Source organism: Acidisoma sp. S159, from assembly GCF_009766125.1.
GTDB lineage: Bacteria > Pseudomonadota > Alphaproteobacteria > Acetobacterales > Acetobacteraceae > Acidisoma.
On sequence record NZ_LMUG01000080.1, the window covers coordinates 10,681 to 11,032 of the forward strand.

Here is a 352-nt window from a genome sequence, read left to right on the forward strand (position 1 = left end):
GGCGGAGGCCGCTCGGGCCGAGGCCTTGGCGCAGTTGCTTGACCGTCTGTCGCAGCGACTGCCGGTCTGGCGTCTCGCCCCTGGCGAAAGTCATTGGCCCGAACGTTCAGCGATGCGCGTCGGACCCTTCGAAGCCGTGCCCGATGCGCCGCGTCGCTCGCAACTGCCAGCACCCGTGCGCCTTCTAAAACGGCCCACCCCGGTCATGGTCATGGCCATGGTGCCTGACGGACCGCCGGTGCAACTGCGGCTGAACGGTGCTGTCCAGCAGATTGCCTGGTCTGACGGACCTGAGCGGATCGAGCGTGAATGGTGGCGCGATCCGGAGGACCGCAGCTATCGGGACTACTAC

General features: G+C 67.0%; 1 pseudogene. It reads left to right on the top strand.

Annotated elements, in window-relative coordinates:
• Positions 1–112: 112 nt before the first annotated feature.
• Positions 113–352, top strand: a pseudogene (locus GSQ92_RS30515) (DNA polymerase Y family protein); the annotation flags it as partial.